At 60.0% G+C, this 19,997-nt stretch carries 18 protein-coding genes; 11 read left to right on the top strand and 7 right to left on the bottom strand.

The window, feature by feature from the left end:
• Nucleotides 1–135: 135 nt before the first annotated feature.
• The 3 genes from IB252_RS12825 to IB252_RS12835 all read left to right on the top strand — a co-directional run bounded on the left by IB252_RS12825 (nucleotide 136) and on the right by IB252_RS12835 (nucleotide 3,441).
• The gene (locus IB252_RS12825; protein ID WP_111448337.1) at nucleotides 136–768 is read left to right on the top strand and encodes a LysE family transporter; all 633 of its coding nucleotides are present in this window, start codon (nucleotides 136–138) and stop codon (nucleotides 766–768) included.
• 212 nt (nucleotides 769–980) lie between these two features.
• Entirely contained in the window at nucleotides 981–2,879 is a 1,899-nt protein-coding gene (locus IB252_RS12830; RefSeq protein ID WP_192408979.1) for an FTR1 family protein, read from the top strand.
• A 106-nt stretch (nucleotides 2,880–2,985) separates the two neighbouring features.
• Nucleotides 2,986–3,441 (top strand): YaiI/YqxD family protein, encoded by a 456-nt coding sequence (locus IB252_RS12835; RefSeq protein WP_008076086.1) that lies wholly within the window; start codon nucleotides 2,986–2,988, stop codon nucleotides 3,439–3,441.
• 116 nt (nucleotides 3,442–3,557) lie between these two features.
• On the opposite strand, the gene elbB is transcribed toward IB252_RS12835, so the two are convergent.
• A complete protein-coding gene (elbB, locus tag IB252_RS12840) occupies nucleotides 3,558–4,226 on the bottom strand; it encodes an isoprenoid biosynthesis glyoxalase ElbB (RefSeq protein ID WP_192408981.1) in 669 nt (222 codons plus the stop codon).
• Between the two features lie 115 nt (nucleotides 4,227–4,341).
• On the opposite strand from elbB, the gene IB252_RS12845 reads away from it, so the two are divergent.
• Nucleotides 4,342–5,577 carry a sterol desaturase family protein gene (locus IB252_RS12845; RefSeq protein WP_192408983.1) on the top strand — a complete coding sequence of 412 codons (1,236 nt, stop codon included), beginning with the start codon at nucleotides 4,342–4,344 and terminating at the stop codon, nucleotides 5,575–5,577.
• On the opposite strand, the gene IB252_RS12850 is transcribed toward IB252_RS12845, so the two are convergent.
• A complete protein-coding gene (locus IB252_RS12850; RefSeq protein WP_111448341.1) occupies nucleotides 5,558–6,190 on the bottom strand; it encodes a DedA family protein in 633 nt (210 codons plus the stop codon). The two genes, IB252_RS12845 and IB252_RS12850, sit on opposite strands and share 20 nt — an antisense overlap.
• 208 nt (nucleotides 6,191–6,398) lie before the next feature.
• On the opposite strand from IB252_RS12850, the gene hemB reads away from it, so the two are divergent.
• Nucleotides 6,399–7,412 (top strand): porphobilinogen synthase, encoded by a 1,014-nt coding sequence (hemB, locus tag IB252_RS12855; RefSeq protein WP_192408985.1) that lies wholly within the window; start codon nucleotides 6,399–6,401, stop codon nucleotides 7,410–7,412.
• Between the two features lie 69 nt (nucleotides 7,413–7,481).
• A complete protein-coding gene (gene ppk1, locus IB252_RS12860; protein ID WP_412548169.1) occupies nucleotides 7,482–9,653 on the top strand; it encodes a polyphosphate kinase 1 in 2,172 nt (723 codons plus the stop codon).
• 284 nt (nucleotides 9,654–9,937) lie between these two features.
• Here the strand turns inward: ppk1 and ppx are convergent, their stop codons facing one another.
• The 5 genes from ppx to IB252_RS12885 all read right to left on the bottom strand — a co-directional run bounded on the left by ppx (nucleotide 9,938) and on the right by IB252_RS12885 (nucleotide 14,498).
• Entirely contained in the window at nucleotides 9,938–11,440 is a 1,503-nt protein-coding gene (ppx, locus tag IB252_RS12865) for an exopolyphosphatase (RefSeq protein ID WP_111448344.1), read from the bottom strand.
• Nucleotides 11,441–11,648: 208 nt separating this feature from the next.
• On the bottom strand, nucleotides 11,649–12,386 hold the full coding sequence (locus IB252_RS12870) for an amino acid ABC transporter ATP-binding protein (RefSeq protein WP_192408989.1): 738 nt from the start codon (nucleotides 12,384–12,386) through the stop codon (nucleotides 11,649–11,651).
• On the bottom strand, nucleotides 12,373–13,023 hold the full coding sequence (locus IB252_RS12875) for an amino acid ABC transporter permease (protein ID WP_192408991.1): 651 nt from the start codon (nucleotides 13,021–13,023) through the stop codon (nucleotides 12,373–12,375). Before IB252_RS12875 ends, IB252_RS12870 begins: the two co-directional genes overlap by 14 nt.
• On the bottom strand, nucleotides 13,020–13,691 hold the full coding sequence (locus IB252_RS12880; protein ID WP_111448347.1) for an amino acid ABC transporter permease: 672 nt from the start codon (nucleotides 13,689–13,691) through the stop codon (nucleotides 13,020–13,022). The genes IB252_RS12875 and IB252_RS12880 overlap by 4 nt, the downstream gene beginning before the upstream one ends.
• Nucleotides 13,692–13,712: 21 nt before the next feature.
• A complete protein-coding gene (locus tag IB252_RS12885) occupies nucleotides 13,713–14,498 on the bottom strand; it encodes a transporter substrate-binding domain-containing protein (protein ID WP_033060641.1) in 786 nt (261 codons plus the stop codon).
• Nucleotides 14,499–14,754: 256 nt separating this feature from the next.
• Between IB252_RS12885 and IB252_RS12890 the strand changes: the two genes are divergently transcribed.
• The 5 genes from IB252_RS12890 to IB252_RS12910 all read left to right on the top strand — a co-directional run bounded on the left by IB252_RS12890 (nucleotide 14,755) and on the right by IB252_RS12910 (nucleotide 19,994).
• Nucleotides 14,755–15,462, top strand: a complete 708-nt coding sequence (locus tag IB252_RS12890) for a FadR/GntR family transcriptional regulator (protein WP_111448348.1) — start codon at nucleotides 14,755–14,757, stop codon at nucleotides 15,460–15,462.
• A gap of 120 nt (nucleotides 15,463–15,582) precedes the next feature.
• Nucleotides 15,583–15,912 (top strand): thioredoxin TrxA, encoded by a 330-nt coding sequence (gene trxA / locus IB252_RS12895; RefSeq protein WP_008150340.1) that lies wholly within the window; start codon nucleotides 15,583–15,585, stop codon nucleotides 15,910–15,912.
• A 248-nt stretch (nucleotides 15,913–16,160) separates the two neighbouring features.
• Nucleotides 16,161–17,420 carry a transcription termination factor Rho gene (rho, locus tag IB252_RS12900; RefSeq protein WP_007942421.1) on the top strand — a complete coding sequence of 420 codons (1,260 nt, stop codon included), beginning with the start codon at nucleotides 16,161–16,163 and terminating at the stop codon, nucleotides 17,418–17,420.
• A 139-nt stretch (nucleotides 17,421–17,559) separates the two neighbouring features.
• On the top strand, nucleotides 17,560–19,026 hold the full coding sequence (gene ubiD, locus IB252_RS12905) for a 4-hydroxy-3-polyprenylbenzoate decarboxylase (protein ID WP_008150342.1): 1,467 nt from the start codon (nucleotides 17,560–17,562) through the stop codon (nucleotides 19,024–19,026).
• Nucleotides 19,026–19,994, top strand: a complete 969-nt coding sequence (locus IB252_RS12910; RefSeq protein WP_192408993.1) for a CDP-6-deoxy-delta-3,4-glucoseen reductase — start codon at nucleotides 19,026–19,028, stop codon at nucleotides 19,992–19,994. The genes ubiD and IB252_RS12910 overlap by 1 nt, the downstream gene beginning before the upstream one ends.
• Nucleotides 19,995–19,997: the final 3 nt, after the last annotated feature.

Genomic DNA, 19,997 nt, shown 5'->3' on the forward strand with positions numbered 1-19,997 from the left:
AGCCTGCTCGCGATGAGGCCCTACAGCTGTAAACGCTGGTCGGCAGTCCACTCTGTCCTGCAAAAAAATCGGTAGTCATCGGCCCAAAGCCGCATTAGCTTAGACGTCTGTCACGAGTCTGAGTCGAGGTGTGCGATGGTGCTTCAAACATGGCTGGCGTTTTTTGCCGCCTGCTGGGTGATCAGCCTGTCTCCCGGTGCCGGCGCCATTGCGTCGATGTCCAGCGGTCTGCGATACGGTTTCTGGCGCGGTTATTGGAACGCCCTGGGCCTGCAACTGGGGCTGGCGTTACAGATTGCGATTGTCGCCGCCGGTGTCGGTGCAATCCTCGCGGCGTCGGCCACCGCTTTCTACGCGATCAAATGGTTTGGCGTGGCCTATCTGGTTTACCTGGCGGTCAAGCAATGGCGTGCGCTGCCCCATGACATGAGCGACGACGCGGCCGTCCGGCAAATCGGCAAGCCGCTGGCGCTGGTGTTCCGGGGTTTCCTGGTGAACGTCAGCAACCCCAAGGCGTTGGTGTTCATGCTCGCGGTGCTGCCGCAATTCATTGATCCACATGCGCCGCTGGTGGCGCAGTACCTGATCCTCGGTGTGACCATGATCTGCGTCGACCTGATCGTCATGGCCGGCTACACCGGACTGGCATCGAAGGTGCTGCGGATGTTGCGCACGCCCAAGCAGCAGAGACGCATGAACCGCACGTTTGCCGGGCTGTTCATTGGTGCGGCGGCATTCATGGCGACCCTCCGCAAAGCAGTGGTGTAAAATCGCCAGGCACAAAAAAGGCGACCTTTTCAGGTCGCCTTTTTTATTTGTCGCTGTCCCGTCCTGAACAAGGTTTACACCTTCTGATCTGTTTTTCAGGGCTAGACACGCTGACTTTGCACGCTGTCGTGCAGGAAATACCAACAAAGCTTGAGTGAAACGCATTGGGAGTGAACAATGTGTTACTTCGTATTTCCATTTGAGATTCGTTCATGATTGCCTCCTCCCGCTTTCTGTCATGGCTAGTGCTGCCTGTGATTGCGTTTTGCAGCTTCAACGCGCTGGCCGAAACGGCGGAAGGCGCGCCAAAGGCGCTGCATTTGCTCGATTACATTGGCGCCGATTACCCGGTAACGGTCCAGGCCGGCAAGGTCATTGATGAGTCGGAATACCGCGAACAATTGGAGTTTCTCGGGGTTCTGCAAGACCTGATCAGCGGATTGCCGGCCAGGCCCGAACGCGCGGAGCTGGAGCAGGGCGTCAGCGACTTGCGCAGTGCAATCTCTGCTCGCAAAGACGGTGCGGACGTCGCCCGTCAGGCGCGGCAACTTGGGGCGAAGCTGGCGGTGGCTTATGAAGTCAGTCAGGCTCCAGTGATTACCCCCGACCCGAGCCGTGGTGCGCCGCTGTACGCACAGCAATGCTCGGTGTGCCACGGCGACGCGGGCGCAGGTGATGGCCCGGCGGGCGTCGGCATGACGCCGCCGCCAGCCAATCTGCGTGATGCGGCGCGGCTGGATCACCTGAGCCTCTACGCGATCTACAGCACTCTGGGCCTCGGTGTCGAAGGCACCGACATGCCGGCCTTCGCCGACCAGCTGGACGATCGTCAGCGTTGGGACCTGGCAACCTACATCGCCAGTTTCAGCGCCGATCCGGCTGCTGCAAAAGCCGAGAAGACCTACAACATCGCCGACCTGGCCCGTCAGACTCCCGCAGAAGTGCAAATCGCCGAGGGGCCGCAAGCGGCGGCGACCTTCCGTGCGCAGCGAGCGCAACCGCCGCAGGTCAAGCGTGGTCCGGCACAGTTGCTCGACTACACCGCCGCGACCCTGGACAAGAGCATCGCGGCCTATCGTGCGGGTGATCACGATCAGGCCTATGACCTGTCGGTGGCGGCTTATCTTGAGGGCTTCGAACTGGTCGAAAGTTCTCTGGATAACGTCGATGCCAACGTGCGCAAAAACACTGAGAAATCGCTGATGGCTTACCGGCAGTCGTTGCAGGACGGTTTGCCGGTGGCTCAGGTCCAGCAGCGTCTGGACGCGGCCAAGGCCAAATTGAAGGAATCCGCCGGCCTGCTGGGCAGCGATGGCTTGAGTTGGTCCCTGAGCTACCTCTCCGGTTTGTTGATTCTGTTGCGCGAAGGCCTGGAAGCGATTCTGGTGTTGGCGGCAATCCTCGCGTTCCTGCGCAATACCGGCCAGGAATCGGCGGTGCGCAGCGTCAACGTCGGTTGGGGCTTGGCGCTGCTGGCCGGTCTGGGGACCTGGGCGCTGGCAGCGTATGTGATCGATGTCAGCGGCTCGCAACGGGAATTGCTGGAAGGTGCGACGGCGTTGTTCGCTGCGGTCATGGTGCTTTGGCTCGGCGTGTGGATGCATGATCGTCGTCACGCGGCGGCCTGGCAGGATTACATCAAGAGCAGCCTGGTAGGCGGCGGTGGGCGTTTCGGGTTTGCGACGCTGGCGTTCTTCTCGGTGTATCGCGAACTGTTTGAAGTGATTCTGTTCTACGAGACCTTGTGGTTGCAGGCAGGTCCAGCGGGCCATAACGCGGTACTGGCGGGTGGTGCGACAGCGTTGGTTTTGTTGGTGGGTCTGGCCTGGGTAATCCTGCGCGGTTCGGCGAAATTGCCGTTGTCGTTGTTCTTCAGTATCAACGCCGGTCTGTTGTGCGCGTTGTCGGTGGTGTTTGCCGGGCATGGCGTGAAGGCGTTGCAGGAAGCCGGGATTTTCGGCACCCGGCCGGTGCCGTTCTTTGACTTCGACTGGCTGGGGATCCACGCTGATGCGTATTCGCTGAGTGCGCAGGCGGTGGCGATTATTGCGATCATCGTGTTGTACAGCCGTAGCCGGATAGCTGAGAAGCGGCGGGTGCAGGTTTCTTAACAGCATTCGCTGCGCTCACAATCGCGAGCAGGCTCGCTCCCACAGGAATTGCGTATAACCTGTGGGAGCGAGCCTGCTCGCGATTTTTTTGGAAGAGGAAAACACAATGCGTGTCTGGATCGATGCCGACGCCTGCCCGCGGGCGGCCAAGGATCTGGTGGTGAAGTTCGCCCTCAAGCGCCAGTTCGAAGTGGTGCTGGTGGCCGGACAGCCGCAGATCAAGCCGGGTCTGGCGCTGGTGAAGTTGATCGTAGTGCCAAGTGGTCCGGATGCCGCCGACGACTACCTGGTGGAACACGCGGTCCCCGGAGAATTGGTGATCTGCAGCGATGTGCCGCTGGCCGACCGTCTGGTGAAAAAGGGCGTTGCGGCGCTGGATCCGCGGGGTAAAGAGTTCGATGCGCAGAACATGGGCGATCGGTTGGCGGTGCGTAACCTGTTTACCGATCTACGTGAGCAGGGGCAGATGAGCGGCGGGCCCGCGCCATTTGGCGAGCGCGAGAAGCAGGCGTTTGCCAATGCGCTGGACCGGATACTCACGCGGCTATCGCGCAAGTCTTAAGCATGACGGCGGTCCCTGTGGGAGCGAGCCTGCTCGCGATGGGGTCGGCACATTCAACATTGATGTCGACGGTTAGATCGCTATCGCGAGCAGGCTCACTCCCACACTGAACTATGTCAGGCGTCGTCTTCGTGGGTCAGTTCTAGCACGCGGTCTACCAGTTTGTTGATGCCTGACGCTGCCTCGCTGATCGATTGCGCCAGCATGTACGCCGGGGTGCTGACCAGTTTGCGCGCCTTGTCTTCAACGATGTCAGTTACCGCGCAGTCGGCGTGTGTAGCGCCCATCTTGTTCATGGCGGCGGCGGTATCGGCGTCGTTGCCGATGGTGCAGGTCACGCCCGGTCCATAGATTTTCGCCGCGAGTGCCGGCGAGATGCAGATCAGCCCGACCGGCTTGCCGGCCTCGGCGAACGCTTCGGTCAACGCCAGGACGTCAGGTTGAACGCTGCATCCGGCGCCTTCGACGGCAAAGTTCGACAGGTTCTTGGCCGATCCAAATCCGCCGGGAACGATCAGCGCATCAAAGTCTTCCACGTCCGCTTCGCGGATATCCTTGATGTTGCCCCGGGCGATCCGCGCCGATTCCACCAACACGTTGCGCGACTCGGGCATTTCTTCGCCGGTCAGGTGATTGATCACATGCAACTGCGTGATGTTCGGTGCGAAACACTGCACCTGAGCTCCCCGCTGGTCCAGACGCAGCAGGGTGATCACGCTTTCGTGGATCTCGGCGCCGTCGTACACGCCACAGCCGGATAGGATCACTGCAATTTTTTTGCTCATGGGCTTTTCTCCAGATTCATGGCGTTAAATGTCCACTAATTTGTCACTCGTTGCCATAGGGTTAAATCGCGGCTACACCTAGGATCTGTCCTCAAGATTCCGATCAGGACGCGTCATGGACTTCATTCTGTATGCGGTGCCGTTTTTCTTTGTGCTGATTGCCGTCGAACTGCTGGCCGACCGTTGGCGCGGGGTGAGCAATTATCGCGTAGCGGACGCGATCAACAGCATGAGCACCGGCGTGCTGTCGACCACCACCGGGCTGTTGACCAAAGGCGTCGGCCTGGTGACGTATGCGTTTGCCCTCAAGCACCTGGCACTGGTCGAACTCTCGGCCGACAGCGTCTGGGTCTGGGTATTCGCCTTCGTCCTCTACGACTTCTGCTACTACTGGCTGCATCGCATGGGCCACGAACGGAACATCCTCTGGGCGGCGCATTCGGTGCATCACCAGAGTGAGGACTACAACCTGTCCACGGCGCTGCGCCAGACCAGTACCGGCTTCCTGTTGAGCTGGATTTTCTATCTGCCGATGGCCGTGCTCGGCGTGCCGCTGCTGGTATTCATCAGCGTCGCCTCGCTGAACTTGCTGTACCAATTTTGGGTGCATACCAAACACATTCCCAAGCTCGGCTGGTTCGAGTGGTTCTTTGTCACGCCGTCCAATCATCGGGCCCACCATGCACAGAACGCTCTCTACATGGATCGCAACTACGGCGGGGTGTTCATTATTTGGGACCGTCTATTTGGCTCGTTCCAGGAAGAGGACGATAACGAGCCGGTGATTTTCGGCGTGACCACGCCGCTCGCGAGCTGGAATCCGTTGTGGGCGAACGTGCAGTTCTACGCACAGTTGTGGGATGACGCGCGGCGTGCGCAAAGCAAATGGGACAAGCTGCGCATCTGGTTCATGCGCACCGGTTGGCGGCCGGCGGATGTGGCGGCCAGGTACCCGATGAACAAGCCTGACCTGAGTCAGTTCCGTAAATTCGAGGTGCCGCTGGATGGGCGTCAGCAGCTTTACGTCGTGTTGCAGTTCTGCGTCTACATCGCCCTGGGCAGCTACTTGATGAACCTGGAGCAGAGTTTGCCAACCGCCGCGCTGGTGCTCGGCTGGAGTGCCGTGGCGCTGGGTTTGTTTACGTTGGGCGTGGCCCTGGAGAATCGCCCGTGGGCGCTGAAACTTGAGCTGCTGCGCCTGGCGTCGAATGTGCCGCTGGTGTGGCTGGCGCCGGTCGTTGGGCTGTGGCCGGCCAGCGCGGCAGGCTGGGTCGGCCTGCTGAGTTACAGCCTGCTCAGTGGTCTCGGTCTCTACTGTTGCAGAAACCGTTTCACTCGACTGGCGTCGTAGGTTCGTTGGTTTTGGCTTGTTCAGCTTTCAAGGCCTGCTCGTCGGCGTAGATCTTTTTCGCCAGACGGGCGTTCTTGAAGCGTCGGCGCAGCCACAGGCAAAAGCCCAGTATCAGCAGGGCGCCGAGCACCCACAGCTCGTACTTCTTGACGCTGCCGAGCATGCCTTCGAGTACTGCACCGAAGTGGTAGGCGGCGGCAGCCAGCGCCGCGGCCCAGATCGCGGCACCAATCCCGTTGAGCAGCAGATAACGTCCTGGCGGATAGCCCGACAGGCCGATCGCCACCGGCATCACCGTGCGCAGGCCATAGACAAAGCGGAAGCTCAGTACCCAGATGTCCGGGTGCCTGCGGATGTGTTCCAGCGCCCGATCACCCATCAATTGCCAGCGCGGTTTGCGCGCCAGCAACTTGCGGCCGTGCTTGCGTCCAAGGAAATACCACAGCTGATCGCCGGCATAACTGCCGAGGAACGCCACGATCATGACCACTTTGAGGTCCATGTATCCGCGGAACGCGAGGAAGCCTGCGAGCACCAGAATGGTTTCGCCTTCGAAAAACGTGCCGAGAAAGAGGGCGAAGTAGCCGAATTCCTGAAGAAATTGTTGGAGCATTGTCTGGATGCTGGCGAAATGAACGCGCAGCCTAACCCTTCGTGATCATTCATGAAAGTGTCCAAATGTGTCTCGACGTGAACATTTCCTACAAGGACAATGGAATGCGGCTACGTGTCACAGGGCTAAGCACAACTGTCATGTCTTCGTCATAATGGCCGCTTATAACTGTCACGCTCGCCCGCCAACGCGGGCTCAGGAGTCTGCCGTGAGCTTTACCCCCGCCAACCGTTTGTTCCCAGCAACCCGCCTGCGTCGCAATCGTCGTGATGATTTTTCGCGTCGACTGGTCCGTGAAAACATTCTGACCGTCGACGATCTGATCCTGCCGGTGTTCGTGCTGGACGGTGAAAACCGTCGCGAAGCGGTGGCGTCGATGCCGGGCGTCGAGCGCCTGACCATCGATCTGTTGCTTGAAGAAGCGGCCAAGTGGGTCGAGCTGGGGATTCCGGCATTGGCGCTGTTCCCGGTGACGCCACCAGAGCTCAAGTCTCTGGACGCCGCCGAAGCCTGGAACCCCAACGGCATCGCCCAGCGCGCCACCCGCGCCCTGCGTGACCGGTTCCCGGAGTTGGGTGTGATCACTGACGTCGCCCTGGACCCGTTCACCACTCATGGCCAGGACGGTATCCTCGACGAAGAAGGTTACGTGCAGAACGACATCACCGTCGACGCACTGGTCAAGCAGGCACTGTCCCACGCCGAAGCCGGCGCTCAGGTGGTGGCCCCGTCGGACATGATGGACGGTCGCATCCAGGCGATCCGCGAAGCGCTGGAGCTGGCCGATCACGTCAACGTGCGGATCATGGCCTACTCGGCGAAGTACGCCAGCGCCTATTACGGCCCGTTCCGCGATGCGGTCGGTTCGGCGCTGAACCTGGGCAAGGCCAACAAGGCCTCCTATCAAATGGACCCGGCCAACAGCAACGAAGCCCTGCACGAAGTGGCGGCGGACTTGTCAGAAGGCGCGGACATGGTCATGGTCAAGCCAGGCATGCCGTATCTGGACATCCTCTACCGGGTCAAAGAAGAATTTAAAGTGCCGACCTTTGTTTATCAGGTCAGCGGTGAATATGCCATGCACATGGCGGCGATCCAGAATGGCTGGTTGAGCGAAGGGGTTATCCTCGAATCCCTGACCGCTTTTAAACGTGCAGGCGCTGATGGCATCCTGACTTACTTTGCCGTCCGTGCTGCTCAATTGTTACGAGAGCAAAAATAGCCCTCCCAGGAACATTCGATGAATACCGAAGTGCTCACTGAAGTTGCCGTAAAAGATGCTCAACCTGTGATGGAGCAAATCGCCGAAACCCCGCCGGAACTGGAGCCTGCTCCACCTGCGGCGGTGGCCGAGCCCGTTGTAGCGGCGCCAGCGATTGCCATTCCCGGCCTGGATGACAGCAGCCTGTACATCCATCGCGAGCTCTCGCAACTGCAGTTCAACATCCGCGTGCTGGAGCAGGCGCTGGATGAGTCCTACCCGTTGCTGGAGCGGCTGAAGTTTCTGCTGATCTTCTCCAGCAACCTGGACGAGTTCTTCGAGATTCGTGTGGCCGGCCTGAAGAAACAGATCACCTTCGCCCGCGAACAGGCCGGCGCCGATGGCCTGCAACCGCATCAGGCCCTGGCCCGCATCAGCGAATTGGTACACGGTCACGTCGACCGCCAGTACGCGATCCTCAACGACATTCTGTTGCCGGAACTGGAGAAACATCAGGTCCGCTTCATCCGCCGGCGTCACTGGACCACCAAGATCAAAACCTGGGTGCGCCGCTATTTCCGCGACGAGATCGCGCCGATCATTACCCCGATCGGCCTCGACCCGACGCATCCGTTCCCATTGTTGGTGAACAAGAGCCTGAACTTCATCGTCGAGCTCGAAGGTATCGACGCCTTCGGCCGCGATTCCGGTCTGGCGATCATCCCGGCGCCACGTTTGCTGCCGCGCGTCATCAAGTTGCCGGAAGAAGTGGGCGGCGCTGGCGATAATTACGTGTTCCTGTCGTCGATGATCCATGCGCACGCCGATGACCTGTTCCAGGGCATGAAGGTCAAGGGCTGCTACCAGTTCCGCCTGACCCGAAACGCCGACCTCGCCGTCGACACCGAAGATGTGGAAGACCTGGCCCGCGCCCTGCGCGGCGAGTTGTTCTCCCGTCGCTACGGTGACGCGGTGCGTCTGGAAGTGGCCGACACGTGCCCGAAACACCTGTCCGACTACTTGCTCAAGCAGTTCAACCTGCACGAGACCGAGTTGTACCAGGTCAACGGTCCGGTCAACCTGACCCGCCTGTTCAGCATTACTGGTCTGGACAGTCAGCGAGCGCTGCAATACACGCCGTTCACCCCGCAGATCCCGAAACTGCTGCAAAACAGTGAGAACATCTTCAGCGTGATCAGCAAGCAGGACATTCTGCTGCTGCACCCGTTCGAGTCCTTCACCCCGGTGGTCGACCTGCTGCGCCAGGCGGCCAAGGACCCGCATGTATTGGCGGTTCGTCAGACCCTGTACCGCTCCGGCGCCAACTCGGAAATCGTTGATGCGTTGGTCGATGCGGCGCGTAACGGCAAGGAAGTCACTGCGGTGATCGAATTGCGTGCGCGGTTCGACGAAGAGTCCAACCTGCAACTGGCCAGCCGTCTGCAAGCGGCCGGTGCGGTGGTGATTTACGGCGTGGTCGGCTTCAAGACCCACGCCAAAATGATGCTGATCTTGCGTCGCGAGGCCGGCGAGATTGTCCGTTACGCCCACTTGGGGACCGGCAACTACCACGCGGCCAACGCCCGTCTGTACACCGACTACAGTTTGCTGACCTCGGATGACGCCTTGTGCGAAGACGTCGGCAAACTGTTCAGCCAGCTGATCGGCATGGGTAAAACCCTGCGCATGAAGAAGCTGCTGCACGCGCCGTTCACGTTGAAGAAGGGCATGCTCGACATGATTGCCCGGGAGACCCAGTTCGCCCTGGACGGCAAACCGGCGCACATCATCGCCAAGTTCAACTCGCTGACCGATCCGAAGATCATCCGCGCGCTGTACAAGGCCAGTCAGTCCGGGGTGCGTATCGATCTGGTGGTGCGCGGCATGTGCTGCCTGCGTCCGGGCATTGCCGGGGTTTCCCACAACATCCACGTGCGCTCGATCATCGGGCGTTTCCTGGAGCACACCCGGGTCTTCTACTTCCTCAATGGCGGCGAAGAGCAGATGTTCCTGTCCAGCGCCGACTGGATGGAGCGCAACCTCGACAAGCGCGTCGAGACTTGCTTCCCGGTCGAGGGCAAGAAGCTGATCATGCGGGTCAAGAAAGAGCTGGAGCTGTATCTCACCGATAACACTCACAGCTGGAGCCTGCAGGCGGACGGTCGTTACATCCGCAACACGCCGACCGGCAACCAGAACCCGCGCAGCGCGCAGGCGACTTTGCTGGAGCGTTTGGGCAGCCCGATCCTCGCCGTTCGTTAACGCAAACGTCGGGTAATAAAAAATGGCGATCCCTGCGGATCGCCATTTTTGTTTGTGGCTACATAACTGTGGTGAGGGGATTTATCTGTGGCCAGGGGGGGGTAGCTGTGGCGAGGGGATTTATCCCCGTTCGGCTGCGAAGCAGTCGTGAAATCAGTGGATGCGGTCTGCCTGATGCACCGAGGTGGTAGTTTTCGGGGCCGCTTCGCAGCCCAACGGGGATAAATCCCCTCGCCACAGATAAATCCCCCTGGCCACAGAATCCCATCACCACAGGGGTGGTGTTAGCGAACGTTAAGCACAAAGCCGACGCGGGTCAGCCACTCCGCTTCAAGGGCGAAGTCGGCCTGGGTCAGCTGGTTTTCGTCCAGCCAGTTTTCCGGGAACTGCACATCAAGGCTGTCGCGGTTGGCGTGCAGCACGACCTGGGGCATTTCCTGGGTGCCACGGATGTGATGGAACAGGATCGCAAAGCGCAGCAGCACGCACAGGCGAATCAGCTTGATGCCGTCATCGCCGAAATCGGCAAACCTGTCCCGGGGAATATTGCGGCGGTGGCCGCGCACCAGCAGCGCGAGCATCAGCTGGTCTTCGCGGGAGAACCCGGCCAGGTCCGAGTGCTCAATCAGGTAGGAGCCGTGTTTGTGATACTGATAGTGAGCGATGTCCAGGCCCACTTCATGGACCTTGGCCGCCCAGCCGAGCAATTCACGCCAGACCCCGTCATCCAGCTCCCAATCCTCAGCCACTTGATCGAAAGCATGCAACGCCTTGCGCTCAACCCGCGCCGCTTGTTCCAGGTCGACGTGATAACGCTCCATCAGCGAGCTAAGGGTGCGCTCACGGACGTCTTCGTGATGATGGCGGCCTAGCAGATCATAGAGCACGCCTTCGCGCAGGGCGCCTTCACAGTGGTCCATGCGTTGCAGTTCGAGGGCATCGAAAATCGCTTCGAGAATTGCCAGTCCCGCCGGGAAAATCGCCCGACGGTCAGGCTTGATGCCTTCGAAATCGATCTTTTCGACGTCGCCGAGCTTGATCAGCTTGCGCTTGAGCCAGGCCAGGCCTTGGGCGTTAACCTCGCCCGTGCCATGACCGCCAGCCTTCAACGCCAGGCCAATCGCACGAATGGTGCCCGAGGAGCCGATAGCTTCATCCCAGGTCAGCCGGTGCAGGGCGTGTTCGATGCTCATGATCTCCAGCCGCGCCGCCGTGTACGCCTGGGCGTAGCGGGCCGGGGTGATCTTGCCATCCTTGAAATAGCGCTGGGTGTAGCTGACGCAGCCCATCTGCAGGCTTTCGCGCAGCAGTGGTTCAAAGCGCTGGCCGATGATGAATTCGGTACTGCCGCCGCCGATGTCGGCTACCAGGCGTTTGCCCGGGGTGTCGGCGAGGGTGTGGGAGACGCCGAGGTAAATCAGGCGTGCTTCTTCACGGCCGGAGATGACTTCCACCGGGTGGCCAAGGATTTCTTCAGCGCGGCGGATAAATTCGCCACGGTTACGGGCTTCACGCAGGGCGTTGGTGCCGACGATCCGCACGGCGCCGGGCGGCATACCGTTGATCAGTTGGGCAAAACGCTTCAGGCAATCGAGCCCGCGTTGCATGGATTCTTCACTGAGCTGACGCTCATCGTCGATGCCGGCGGCCAGCTGAACCTTCTCCCCGAGTCGTTCGAGAATACGGATTTCGCCGTTCTGGGCCTTGGCCACGACCATGTGAAAGCTGTTGGAGCCCAGGTCGATTGCGGCGATCAGGGACAGATTCTTGGCTTGGGATTGCGGCATGGTCAGGGGGTCTCGGTCGATAACCTCGACATCGTGCCACGATCAAACGCTGCCGCCAACGCGCAGTGTTCAAAGCCTTGATCCGACGCAGGAAAGTCGGTGACCGCTGCGCGGTCAATCGCTAGCAGGCTAGCTCCCACATTGGAATGCGTACCCCTGTGGGAGCTAGCCTGCTAGCGATGAGGGCATTAAAGACACTGAGGCTCTTTCAGGCTGTCGCTTCAACAGTGCCAATGAAATTCGCCAACTCCGTGGTCTGCGGGTTGGCGAACAGAATCTTCGGATCCCCCACCTCATGCACCTTGCCCTGATGCATGAACACCAACTTATCCCCAACCTCCCGGGCAAAACGCATCTCGTGGGTGACCATAATCAACGTCATCCCTTCCTTGGCCAGTTGCCGGACCACGCTCAGCACTTCATTGACCAATTCCGGGTCCAGCGCCGAGGTAATTTCATCGCACAGCAAGACCTTCGGTGACATCGCCAGCGCCCGGGCAATCGCCACCCGCTGTTGCTGCCCGCCAGACAACCGATCCGGGAAGGCATCGAATTTTTCCCCCAGCCCGACCCGTTCCAGCATCTCCCGCGCAAGGTCGGCCGCTTTGGCTTTCGGCACTTTCTGTACCACTTGCGGTGCGAGCATCACGTTCTCGCCGACCGTCAGGTGCGGGAACAGGTTGAACTGCTGAAACACCATTCCGACTTTCTGTCGCAAGCTGCGCAGGTCGGCACGGGCGGCGTCGAGGTATTCGCCGTCGACTTCAATCACGCCGTCGTTGATCGATTCCAGGCCATTGAGGGTGCGCAACAAGGTGGATTTTCCCGAGCCGCTGCGGCCGATGATCGCTACCACCTGACCTTCCTCGACGCTGAGGTCGATGCCTTTGAGCACATGGTGGTCGCCGTAATATTTATGCAGGGCCGAGATTCTAAGCAGAGGCATGCAGTCTCCTTTCCAGATAGCGCGCACTGAGGGACAAGGGGTAGCAGAGCAGGAAGTAACCGAGGGCCACGAGGCCGTAGACCATGAACGGTTCGAAGGTCGCGTTGGCGAGCATGCCGCCGGTCTTGGTCAGTTCGGTGAAGCCGATGATCGAGGTGACGGCGGTGCCTTTGACCACCTGCACCGAGAAGCCCACGGTCGGCGCCACGGCGATTCGCAGCGCTTGCGGCAGGATCACGTAGCGCAGTTGCTCCAGCGGGTTCAGCGCCAGGCTTGATGAAGCTTCCCACTGGCCGTTGGGGATCGATTCGACGCAACCACGCCAGATCTCCGCCAGGTAGGCGCTGGTGAACAGCGTCAGGGCTATCGCCGCCGCCATCCACGGCGAAATCTCTATCCCCGCCAACGCCACGCCGAAGAACACCAGAAACAGCTGCATCAACAGCGGCGTGCCCTGGAACAGTTCGATGTAGGTGCGGGCGAAATTGCGCGGCAGGGATTTTTTCGAGATGCGCATGACCATGACCAGCAAGCCGATCAGTCCGCCACCGATAAATGCCACCAGCGACAGCGCCAGGGTCCATTGCAGGCCCGTGAGCAGGTTGCGTACGACGTCCCAGAAGGTGAAATCGCTCATTGGTTGCTGCTCCTTGCGATAAAACGGCGACCAATCCAGTTCAGCAACTGGCGGATCAGCAGCGCCATGCACAGGTAGAGCAGTGTGGTCAGGGCATAGGTCTCAAAGGCGCGGAAGTTGCGCGACTGAATGAAGTTGGCGGCGAAGCTCAGTTCTTCGGTGGCGATTTGCGAGCAGACGGCTGAACCCAGCATGACGATGATGATCTGGCTGCTCAATGCCGGCCAAACCTTGCCCAGTGCTGGCAGCAGCACCACGTGGCGGAACGCTTCGAAACGGGTCATCGCCAACGCGGCGGCAGCTTCCAGCTGTCCTCGAGGGATCGCCTGGATGCCGGCGCGGATGATCTCGGTGGAATAGGCGCCCAGATTGATCACCATCGCCAGCACTGCCGCCTGCCATTCCGAAATCTGCACCCCCAGTGACGGCAGGCCGAAGAAGATGAAAAACAACTGCACCAGAAACGGCGTGTTGCGGATCAACTCGACGTAAACCCCAAAAATGCCGGCGAACGGACGGATGTTCCACGCTCGCACCAGCGCCCCGACGATGCCCAGACTCACCCCGAGCACCGCGCCGATGGCCGTCAGTTCAAGGGTGAACAGCGCACCGCGCAGCAGCAGGTCGGTGTTGTGCACCACCGGTAGAAAGTCGAACTGATAAGCCATATTCAGTCTCCGCAACGACGATCAGAGATCAGCCGGCAGCGGCTCTTTGAGCCAGGTCCGGGAGTTCTTCTCCAGCGCGCCGTCGGTCTTGGCGGTGGCGAGGATCTGGTTGACCTTGTCCAGCAACGCCGGCTCGTTTTTGTTCACGCCGACATAGACCGGCGAATCCTTGAGCTTCACTTTCAGCGCCGGAATGCGTTTCGGGTTGCGCTCGCTGATGGTCACCATCACCACGTTGCCGCTGGCGATCAGGTCAACTTGCCCTGCGAGGTAGGCGGCGATGGTCGAGTTGTTGTCTTCGAAGCGCTTGATGGTCACGCCTTCGGGCGCGACTTTGGTCAGCTCGATGTCTTCGATGGCGCCACGGGTGACGCTGATGGTTTTGCCCTTGAGGTCGTCCAGGCTTTTGATGCTGGCGTCTGGCGGGCCGAATACGGCGAGGTAGAACGGCGCGTAGGCACGGGAGAAGTCGATAACCTTCTCGCGCTCGGGGTTCTTGCCGAGGCTGGAGATCACCAGATCGACCTTGCCGGTGGTCAGGAACGGAATGCGGTTGGTGCTATTGACCGGCGTCAGCTCGAGTTTGACCTTGAGTTGGTCGGCCAGCAGCTTGGCGGTGTCGATATCAAGGCCGCGCGGTTTCATGTCCGGGCCGACCGAACCGAAGGGCGGGAAGTCCTGGGGCACGGCCACCTTGAGGACGCCGCGCTTGACCACATCCTCCAGACCGTCGGCGTGGGCGGGCGCCTGGCTCAGCATCAGGCTGGCAAACAGGGCTGCGAGGAGGGCGCTGTAACGCTGGGTCATGGCAAATCTCCGAATCGGCGAGAAGTGAATTCTGCGGATCGACAGAGCATGGGCCGTGCCAATATCGGGTTTTTGGGGCGCAAGGCCACGGTTTTGCTGGAGTCTTTCGGTCTTACTGGTCTGAACAGTCGTGCATGGTTTCGCACCCCGATAGCGCATCCATGAAAATCTCCGAACCCCCATGGGGCACGACTTGCCGGGCGTCGCGAATAGCTTTACAACTAACCGCTCATTGGCCTGGTTCGTCTGAAAAACCATGAACTCGATCTCCCGCGCCGTACCTGAAGTGGCGCTGCAAGCCATCCGTAAACTGATCACCGAGCAAGGTTTCGGCCCGGGCGATGCCTTGCCCTCGCAACGGGATCTGGCGGTGCAATTGGGGGTCAGTCGGGCGTCGCTGCGTGAAGCGTTGTCGTCATTGAGTGCGTTGGGGGTGATCAGCATCCAGCCGGGCAAAGGCGTGTTCGTGCAGTCACCGGTTGATTTGCCGCGAGGTGATGCGGGGCTGAGTTGGCCGTTCGCGGCCCAGGCCTCGCCGCTGGACATCTTCCAGTTGCGCTACGCCCTGGAAGGTTTTGCCGCCGGTTTGGCGGCGGTGACCCTGAGTACTCACGAGCTCGATGCACTGGAAGATAACGTCGCCGCCATGCGCGTCGAATTGAAGGCCGGCGACTTCGAGGCCGCGGCGCGACTGGATTTCGAGTTTCACCGGCGCATCCTGCTGGCGAGCGGCAATCAAGCGATGCTGAGCATCCTGACCGCCAGTGCCGACATCTTTCTAGAGAGCCAAAAGTTACCGTTCATCCGGGCCGAGCGGGCCATGGAAACCTGGCAGGAGCACCGCAAAATCCTCCGCGCACTGGCCCGGCGGGCGTCCGGCGCAGCACAGAAGGCCATGCACGAACATGTGCGTAACGCGGCACTGCGCACTGGAATTGCCTTCGTCGCTCCCGCCACCTCGTGACTTGAGCTATACCCAAACTCATGCGGCACCATAGCGAGACTCAATCATCTGCACCTTCCTGAACGAGGGAAGGGCAGCTATGATGGGCCACGTTTTTTTGCTTACAACCTGGAGACTTCCATGAGCAGCGATCTTATTAAACACGTCACCGACGCTAGCTTCGACGTCGACGTCCTCAAGGCCGAAGGCGCTGTACTGGTCGACTACTGGGCTGAATGGTGCGGCCCTTGCAAAATGATCGCTCCTGTTCTGGACGAAATTGCTGAAACCTACAAAGGCAAGCTGACTGTTGCCAAACTGAACATCGACGAAAACCAGGAAACTCCGGCCAAGCATGGCGTGCGTGGTATCCCGACTCTGATGCTGTTCAAGAACGGCAACGTTGAAGCGACCAAGGTTGGCGCGCTGTCGAAGTCGCAACTGGCTGCTTTCCTCGACGCCAACATCTAAGCGTCGTTTAAAGTGTCATCAAAAAGGCCCCGCACATCGCGGGGCCTTTTCGTTATTGAGGGCTAGACGCTCCGAAACTCAGGTGGTACATTCGGCCCCGCACTGGTTTCTCCACTGCCCCCTGCTAGCCGTCGCCGACGCACTCCTTTTCGAATAAGTACGCGATCCTGTCGCCTTCTCTGCGGCGCGGCCTCATTAAGCCAAAAGCTTAATTTCCCCCCCTCCATAAATGATTACGTCATTCCTATATGAATCTGACTGAACTCAAGCAAAAGCCGATTACCGAACTGCTCGAATTGGCCGAACAGATGGGCATAGAAAATATGGCCCGTTCGCGCAAGCAGGACGTGATTTTCTCCCTGCTCAAAAAGCACGCTAAAAGCGGCGAGGAAATTTCCGGTGATGGCGTGCTGGAGATTCTCCAGGACGGCTTCGGCTTCCTTCGCTCCGCTGACGCTTCCTATCTCGCCGGCCCAGACGATATCTACGTCTCGCCGAGTCAGATCCGTCGCTTCAACTTGCGCACCGGTGACACCATCGTTGGCAAGATCCGTCCTCCAAAGGAAGGCGAGCGTTATTTCGCGCTGCTCAAGGTCGATACGATCAACTACGATCGTCCCGAGAACGCGAAAAACAAGATTCTCTTCGAGAACCTGACCCCGCTGTTCCCGACCGTGCGCATGAAGATGGAAGCCGGCAACGGTTCCACCGAAGACTTGACCGGTCGTGTCATCGACCTGTGCGCCCCGATCGGCAAAGGCCAGCGCGGTCTGATCGTTGCACCGCCGAAAGCCGGTAAAACCATCATGCTGCAGAACATCGCAGCCAACATCGCGCGTAATAATCCTGAAGTTCATCTGATCGTATTGCTGATCGACGAACGTCCGGAAGAAGTGACCGAAATGCAGCGCACCGTGCGCGGCGAAGTGGTTGCCTCGACGTTCGATGAGCCGCCAACCCGCCACGTGCAGGTTGCCGAAATGGTGATCGAGAAGGCCAAGCGCCTGGTCGAACACAAGAAGGACGTGGTGATCCTGCTCGACTCCATCACTCGTCTGGCTCGCGCCTACAACACCGTGATCCCGAGCTCCGGCAAAGTACTCACCGGTGGTGTCGATGCCCACGCCCTGGAGAAACCGAAACGTTTCTTCGGCGCCGCGCGCAACATCGAAGAAGGCGGTTCGCTGACCATCATCGCCACCGCGCTGGTTGAAACCGGCTCGAAGATGGACGAAGTGATCTACGAAGAATTCAAAGGCACGGGCAACATGGAACTGCCGCTGGATCGTCGCATCGCTGAAAAACGCGTCTTCCCGGCCATCAACATCAACCGTTCCGGTACCCGCCGCGAAGAGTTGCTGACCGCCGACGACGAGTTGCAGCGCATGTGGATCCTTCGCAAGCTGCTGCACCCGATGGACGAAATCGCTGCCATCGAGTTCCTGGTCGACAAGCTGAAAACGACCAAGACCAACGATGAGTTCTTCCTGTCGATGAAACGCAAGTAAGTCGATAAGGCCAAGAAGCCGGGGAAACCCGGCTTTTTGCTATCTGATTTTTGATCAATTGCCAGTTCGTGGTTCTGAACAGAGGGGTTCGGCGCTAAACTGCCACCCCCGAACGGCACGGCCAACACGAGGCTCACGCATGCAGTATCGCGACTTGCGCGACTTTATCAGCGGTCTGGAAAAGCGCGGCGAACTCAAGCGCATCCAGGTTCCGGTGTCCCCAGTGCTCGAAATGACCGAGGTCTGCGACCGCACCCTGCGTGCCAAAGGTCCGGCCCTGCTTTTCGAAAAGCCCACGGGTTATGACATCCCGGTGCTCGGCAACCTGTTTGGCACCCCCGAGCGCGTGGCGCTGGGCATGGGCGCAGAAGCGGTCAGCGAATTGCGCGAGATCGGCAAGCTGCTGGCGTTCCTCAAGGAACCCGAGCCGCCGAAAGGCCTGAAAGATGCCTGGTCCAAGCTGCCGATCTTCCGCAAGATCATCGCCATGGCACCGAAGGTAGTCAAAGACGCGGTGTGCCAGGAAGTGGTCATCGAAGGCGACGACGTCGACCTCGCGATGCTGCCGGTGCAGACCTGCTGGCCGGGCGACGTCGGCCCGCTGATCACCTGGGGCCTGACCGTCACAAAAGGTCCGAACAAGGATCGCCAGAACCTCGGCATCTACCGTCAGCAAGTGATCGGCCGCAACAAGGTCATCATGCGCTGGCTCAGTCACCGTGGCGGCGCGCTGGATTACCGTGAGTGGTGCGAGAAGCATCCCGGCCAGCCATTCCCGGTGTCCGTGGCGCTGGGCGCCGACCCGGCGACCATTCTCGGCGCGGTGACGCCTGTGCCGGACAGCCTCTCCGAATACGCCTTCGCCGGTCTGCTGCGCGGCAACCGCACCGAACTGGTGAAGTGCCGTGGCAATGACCTGCAAGTGCCGGCCACCGCCGAGATCATCCTTGAGGGCGTGATCCATCCGGGCGAAATGGCCGATGAAGGCCCGTACGGCGACCACACCGGTTACTACAACGAAGTCGACAGCTTCCCGGTGTTCACCGTCGAGCGCATCACCCACCGCATCAAACCTATCTACCACAGCACCTACACCGGCCGTCCGCCGGATGAGCCGGCAATTCTCGGCGTGGCGCTGAACGAAGTGTTCGTGCCAATCCTGCAGAAGCAGTTCCCCGAGATCACCGACTTCTACCTGCCGCCCGAAGGCTGCTCGTACCGCATGGCCATCGTGACCATGAAGAAGTCGTATCCGGGCCACGCCAAGCGGGTAATGCTCGGTGTCTGGTCGTTTTTGCGACAGTTCATGTACACCAAGTTCGTTATCGTCTGTGATGACGACATCAACGCACGCGACTGGAACGACGTGATCTGGGCCATCACCACGCGCATGGACCCCAAGCGCGACACGGTGATGATCGACAACACGCCGATCGATTACCTGGACTTCGCCTCGCCGGTTTCCGGCCTGGGTTCGAAGATGGGGCTCGATGCCACGAATAAATGGCCGGGCGAAACCACTCGCGAGTGGGGCCGGGTGATCGTCAAGGACGAAGCCGTTACCCAGCGGATCGATGCCATCTGGAATCAGTTAGGAATAGATTGATGCGTGTAACCTTGCAGCCCTCCGGAGCAGTGCTACAGATTCTGCCCGGCGAGCGGATTCTCGATGGCGCACGGCGTCTGGGCTATGAATGCCCGCAAAGCTGTCGAAACGGCAATTGCCACGTGTGCGCCGCACTGCTGGTGGAAGGGCGCGTCGAACAGGAAGGCGGTGTGCGCGACCATGGCGAGTTCTACACTTGCATTGCAGAGCCGCTGGAAGACTGCATCGTGCTGTGGGATGGCGTGCTCGCGCTGGGAGAATTGCCGGTGCGCAGCTTGTCGTGTCAGGTCATTGAATGCAGGGACGTCGGCGGCGATACCTGGCGTGTACGACTGCGAGCGCCGGCCGGCAAGCCGCCGCGTTATCACGCCGGTCAGTACTTGATGATCGAGCGCGAGAACGGTGAGAAATCCGCGTTCTCCCTGGCCTCGGCTCCGCATGGCGGGCGTGATCTGGAAATTCATGTGCTGGCGCGCGAAAGCAGTGCGCTGAGCCTGATCGACCAGTTGCAACGCAACCTGATGGTGCGAATCGAAATGCCATTCGGCGACACCCACCTGGCGGAACTGCCGGACGGTCCGCTGGTGCTGATTGCCGCGGGCACCGGCATGGGCCAGATCCATAGCCTGATCGAACATTGCCGCGCCACGGGCTTCAAACATCCGGTGCATCTGTATTGGGGCGTGCGTCGTCCTGAAGATTTTTATGCCATCGAACATTGGGATGAATGGCTGAAACTGCCCAATCTGTTCCTGCATAAAGTGGTCAGCGATCAATGCGGCTGGCAGGGGCGCTGCGGCATGTTGCATGAGGCGGTGTGCGAGGACTTCCCGGATCTGAAACCCTTGCATGTCTACGCCAGCGGCTCTCCGGCCATGGTCTACGGCACGCTGGATGCTTTGGTCGAAGCCGGGATGGATGCTCATCAAATGCGCGCGGATGTATTTGCGTACGCGCCGCGATCTTGATCC

Origin of the sequence: Pseudomonas sp. PDM10 (assembly GCF_014852295.1) — a bacterium.
Taxonomy (GTDB): Bacteria; Pseudomonadota; Gammaproteobacteria; order Pseudomonadales; family Pseudomonadaceae; genus Aquipseudomonas.

Bases quoted from the DNA above. Each gene is read 5' to 3' on its own strand.
- IB252_RS12825 (WP_111448337.1), top strand. From the start codon at position 136: ATGGTGCTTCAAACATGGCTGGCGTTTTTTGCCGCCTGCTGGGTGATC.
- IB252_RS12830 (WP_192408979.1), top strand. From the start codon at position 981: ATGATTGCCTCCTCCCGCTTTCTGTCATGGCTAGTGCTGCCTGTGATT.
- IB252_RS12835 (WP_008076086.1), top strand. From the start codon at position 2,986: ATGCGTGTCTGGATCGATGCCGACGCCTGCCCGCGGGCGGCCAAGGAT.
- elbB (WP_192408981.1), bottom strand. From the start codon at position 4,226: ATGAGCAAAAAAATTGCAGTGATCCTATCCGGCTGTGGCGTGTACGAC.
- IB252_RS12845 (WP_192408983.1), top strand. From the start codon at position 4,342: ATGGACTTCATTCTGTATGCGGTGCCGTTTTTCTTTGTGCTGATTGCC.
- IB252_RS12850 (WP_111448341.1), bottom strand. From the start codon at position 6,190: ATGCTCCAACAATTTCTTCAGGAATTCGGCTACTTCGCCCTCTTTCTC.
- ppk1 (WP_412548169.1), top strand. From the start codon at position 7,482: ATGGAGCAAATCGCCGAAACCCCGCCGGAACTGGAGCCTGCTCCACCT.
- ppx (WP_111448344.1), bottom strand. From the start codon at position 11,440: ATGCCGCAATCCCAAGCCAAGAATCTGTCCCTGATCGCCGCAATCGAC.
- IB252_RS12870 (WP_192408989.1), bottom strand. From the start codon at position 12,386: ATGCCTCTGCTTAGAATCTCGGCCCTGCATAAATATTACGGCGACCAC.
- IB252_RS12875 (WP_192408991.1), bottom strand. From the start codon at position 13,023: ATGAGCGATTTCACCTTCTGGGACGTCGTACGCAACCTGCTCACGGGC.
- IB252_RS12880 (WP_111448347.1), bottom strand. From the start codon at position 13,691: ATGGCTTATCAGTTCGACTTTCTACCGGTGGTGCACAACACCGACCTG.
- IB252_RS12885 (WP_033060641.1), bottom strand. From the start codon at position 14,498: ATGACCCAGCGTTACAGCGCCCTCCTCGCAGCCCTGTTTGCCAGCCTG.
- IB252_RS12890 (WP_111448348.1), top strand. From the start codon at position 14,755: ATGAACTCGATCTCCCGCGCCGTACCTGAAGTGGCGCTGCAAGCCATC.
- trxA (WP_008150340.1), top strand. From the start codon at position 15,583: ATGAGCAGCGATCTTATTAAACACGTCACCGACGCTAGCTTCGACGTC.
- rho (WP_007942421.1), top strand. From the start codon at position 16,161: ATGAATCTGACTGAACTCAAGCAAAAGCCGATTACCGAACTGCTCGAA.
- ubiD (WP_008150342.1), top strand. From the start codon at position 17,560: ATGCAGTATCGCGACTTGCGCGACTTTATCAGCGGTCTGGAAAAGCGC.
- IB252_RS12910 (WP_192408993.1), top strand. From the start codon at position 19,026: ATGCGTGTAACCTTGCAGCCCTCCGGAGCAGTGCTACAGATTCTGCCC.